Here is a 3,668-nt window from a genome sequence, read left to right on the forward strand (position 1 = left end):
ACAATAAGGGCATAATTTTATTTCCATGAAATATCCCCTAATATTCAGGTTCTTTTCCCGGGAATGGACAGGAAAAGGTTCCTGGTATCTTGGATACGAACACTGTTGAACCTGTTTTGCAGGTAAGACGTAATGTTATAATAAGCAGTGAAACAGGCTTAGAACGGTTTCAGCTCAATCCTAATAGGAAATCCCAAATATTTGTGCTTAAGGAGGCTCTGCTGTATAAAAAAACGTTCTTGTTCGTATACGACGGTAATTCTTTATAGTTAAGCTCAAAATCATGATGGGTAAATTTGCTCTAATTTTTGGCGTCGTTATCTCGCTCTATTTAATCTTCACGCGGGGCGTAGGGAATTTTCTTTTATTCAGAAGCATTTACGAGAAGCCGGAAAATAATTTTTCTCGTAAAGACCGACTGGGACAAATTCTCGTCGCGATTCTGATTCTTGGTTTAGCTGTGCTGGCATGGAACGAGGTTAAGTAATTTCACAGGTTCAGAGGAAATGGACAGATAAAGGTGTCAGGTATTTTAAATTTATGGTTCCGGACACTTTTTTCTGTCCTACAGAGCAGACCAGTCCCCTTTTGATCTGCCCGGTTACTGCTCAATCCACCCCGTAGCAGAAGCATTTGAAGATTCACCTAGAAACAACTCGGATTCCATCGTGTAGTTCAGGCACCACCTGCCATCTACCGGTAGCAGGTAGCCATGTTGTGGCTGTTCAAGGATGATTGGGAAGCAGTCTAAGAACACTCTGACTGTCATTTTTGTGGCAATTTCAGTTCCATCGCCGACAAAAACGACCACATCATCTGGTAACACGCCAAGACCCTTAAGCCACAAGGACAGCGTACCTCGAAAGTCTGCAAGCCGCTCTCGTAGAACATCACTGTGGATTGGCTCAGTAAATGAGAACCGAAAAAGCATCTCCCGATGTTTGCTAACCTTTGACCAATCAATCCGGTGGACCGATATCGGGTATTTATCTTCGATCAACGAAAAGTAGGCCTCGTTGCATCTTTCGACTTCGATATCACCAGAAGACACCCAAGCTTCCAATTCTTCAATCATCTCTTGTCCAACGGTATCAGGCAGATTTGATTCATGATTCTCACGGAGCCACGCTTGAGCACCTTCTGAAAATTGTTTCCGTAAGTCGTCATTGCTCATTCTTCGTTACCTCTACAATCAGTAGTTAAAAAGGTTCCTAGTATCTTGGATACGAGCACTGTTGGACCTGTGACTTCTTTTCTGTCTGTTTATTTTCTGAGAGATCTAATATCGGCATAAAATTCGCCATTTTTCATTAAGCTAAACTTATAACTGTATGACTCGTAGTCGAAACTATCAGTCCAATATAATTTATCCGTTTTTTTGATGATCAAACCAGGTTGCGCCAATTCCACAAATTCGATTGCATCATTCAAATTTTCAATTCCAAATCTCCATATTAAGTAATAATTTGTGTCGTTGAACTTTCCAGAAACTTTGAAATCATTAGAAAATGGATTGTCTCTTGAGAGTCTAATAGGACCATTACATTGTAAATTTTCAAATCGTGGACCTAGATTCCTATAGCGTGACAATTCACTAAAAGTCGAAAACGTCATCGAAGTTGGATTAAAGATAATCTGTAAAACAAATACAGTAATGAATATCGTGGTTATGGGAATCAGAATAAATAGGGGTAATCTATTTTTTCTAAATTGAAACCATTTCATGTTTATTTCAGATTATTCAAGAGAAAAGGACAGAAAAAAGTGTCTCTAAAAATAGGACACTTTTTTAACCGGATCAAACCACAAGCAGGCGTAATAACTTGCTCGCGCGTTTGAGTACGTTATCGATGCTGAACTTTGACTGCGTGCGCGGTCTGCTGTCAGACCACGTCCAGCGGCCGGCGACTTTTCCCGTCCGGTCGATGGCGACTGTGGCGTTGATGCCGCCACGTTTCCAGGTGCGCAGTGAGTAGACTTGCGGAACGCCATACTTCGTGGCCAGTGCGTTGGGGAAACCAAGCATCAACGTCGGGTACATCAGGACCCCGTATGATTGGGTCACGCGGTCGGGGGCGGTTCCGATCAGAGTATCGGCCTCTTTCGCAGTGATCCCCAGGGGGATGTGCGCCACGGTCGCTTCGAGTGGTGTTACCATCTGAGAGGGACCGTGCTTATGATAGACGGCGGCTTTCATCAGCAGCAGGTAACAAGACACCGAGCAGAACACCAGCAGATACAATTTGAATGACGATTTCTTCAAAGCACGCCTCGCTGCAATGGCATTTCTTGAGATTAAAAACGTGGACGAACCTGCATGGTAGAGAATGAGATCCGTTCTGTCACGAAAATTGTCTCAATTCTTTTGTGATCATTTCTTTTGTGATCGCGGCAAGATTGAAGACCTTCACCGTTTCGTTTAGAAAATCCCTTGTTTTTTCGCTTTCCAGTATGCTGCCAGATGGTAAATGAGCCCGCAACTGGAACACTGTTCGTAATCCATTTTGAGAATGATGGCCTGCAGGTTTGCTTTCTCTGTCTCGGAAATCACTGCCCCGTCCACCATCAAAGGGACCAGAGAAAGCTCTCCCGTCTCGCGGATCACGTGCCACACATGCCGATACGCGCCCCACTGCGGATTACGATACGCCCCCTGCCCGATCCACTTTTCCGCCAGCCGCCAGTCGGGACCGGTCATGGTTCGATCGGCTTTGAACAGCGCGTTCCGGGCGTGACTCAACTTCGCGACGGCTCGTTTTGACGTCTGTTGCATTAACGCCTGCAGTTGTGTTTTGACGTCGGGATCCTGTTCCAGTTGATGCAGCACCTCGAACGAACATTGCACCTGCACGTAAACATAAGCGGCGTGCGGATCGGTGTCCTTCATCTCTTGTGACTGTTTAATCGCGGGGATCAGGTAGTGCCGATACGCTGTTCGGAAACGGTCTTCTCCCGTCACGTCCCAGGCAGCCGCGTAGATCATTGGCAAGCGGGCCGCTTCGTGGGGCTGTACGTTCCACATGCGACTGATGCCCAGCGGACACCGTTTGCCATCGGCGCGGAGTGAGCAGTAATTGTTTTCGGCGGTTACATTGGCAAGCATCCGGTCGGCGATTGCGGCGAGAATTTCCCGGATCTCGGCTTGGGTTGCTTCATCACAGAGCGGACTGTGATAATACCGCCAGAGACCATGCACGCAGTGGGTGTACTGATCGCGGGACGAATTGATGTAGACACTTTTGCCATCTTCAGGACAGACACCGCGGGCAATAAAACCGGGCACGCCATGCACGGTCGCGCAGCGTTTGACGCCACGGAAGACCTGGGAAATGTCGTCTTTGAGTTTTTTATTCCCGGTGACATCATACATGTCGACAATCGTACTCAGCATCGCCCCGCCTAGAATCATGCCATCTTCCATTCCGGTCCCGTAACCACAGGGATTGGGAAACTGCCGCTTGACTTCCGCCGCGGTCGGCAGATGGGCCAGCTCTTTGCCCGGCTCATAACTGCTGAGATAATCATAAAACAGATTCGTCTGCGGCAGATAAAAGCGGCTCCACGCCATTTCCCAGGCGCGATTGATATTGGCAGCCACCTCCGCATCCCGCGACGGTTCCTCCCCGACCACCGTGTGCGTCGCCGTCAAACCGATCAGGCACAGCAGG

Annotated in this window: 3 protein-coding genes; all 3 read right to left on the reverse strand. The window is 47.4% G+C overall.

Annotated elements, in window-relative coordinates:
• Positions 1-601: 601 nt before the first annotated feature.
• Positions 602-1,174, reverse strand: coding sequence for a hypothetical protein (locus Q0294_RS08490; protein WP_299463325.1), 573 nt, complete (start codon positions 1,172-1,174; stop codon positions 602-604).
• A 624-nt stretch (positions 1,175-1,798) separates the two neighbouring features.
• On the reverse strand, positions 1,799-2,218 hold the full coding sequence (locus Q0294_RS08495) for a hypothetical protein (RefSeq protein ID WP_299463328.1): 420 nt from the start codon (positions 2,216-2,218) through the stop codon (positions 1,799-1,801).
• A 201-nt stretch (positions 2,219-2,419) separates the two neighbouring features.
• Positions 2,420-3,668: hypothetical protein (locus Q0294_RS08500; protein ID WP_299463331.1), on the reverse strand; the 1,249-nt coding region annotated here is incomplete at its 5' end.

The organism is uncultured Gimesia sp. (assembly GCF_937919775.1).
Lineage (GTDB): Bacteria > Planctomycetota > Planctomycetia > Planctomycetales > Planctomycetaceae > Gimesia.

Excerpts from the sequence above, each read along its gene's own strand:
- Q0294_RS08490 (WP_299463325.1), bottom strand. The coding sequence starts at position 1,174 with ATGAGCAATGACGACTTACGGAAACAATTTTCAGAAGGTGCTCAAGCG.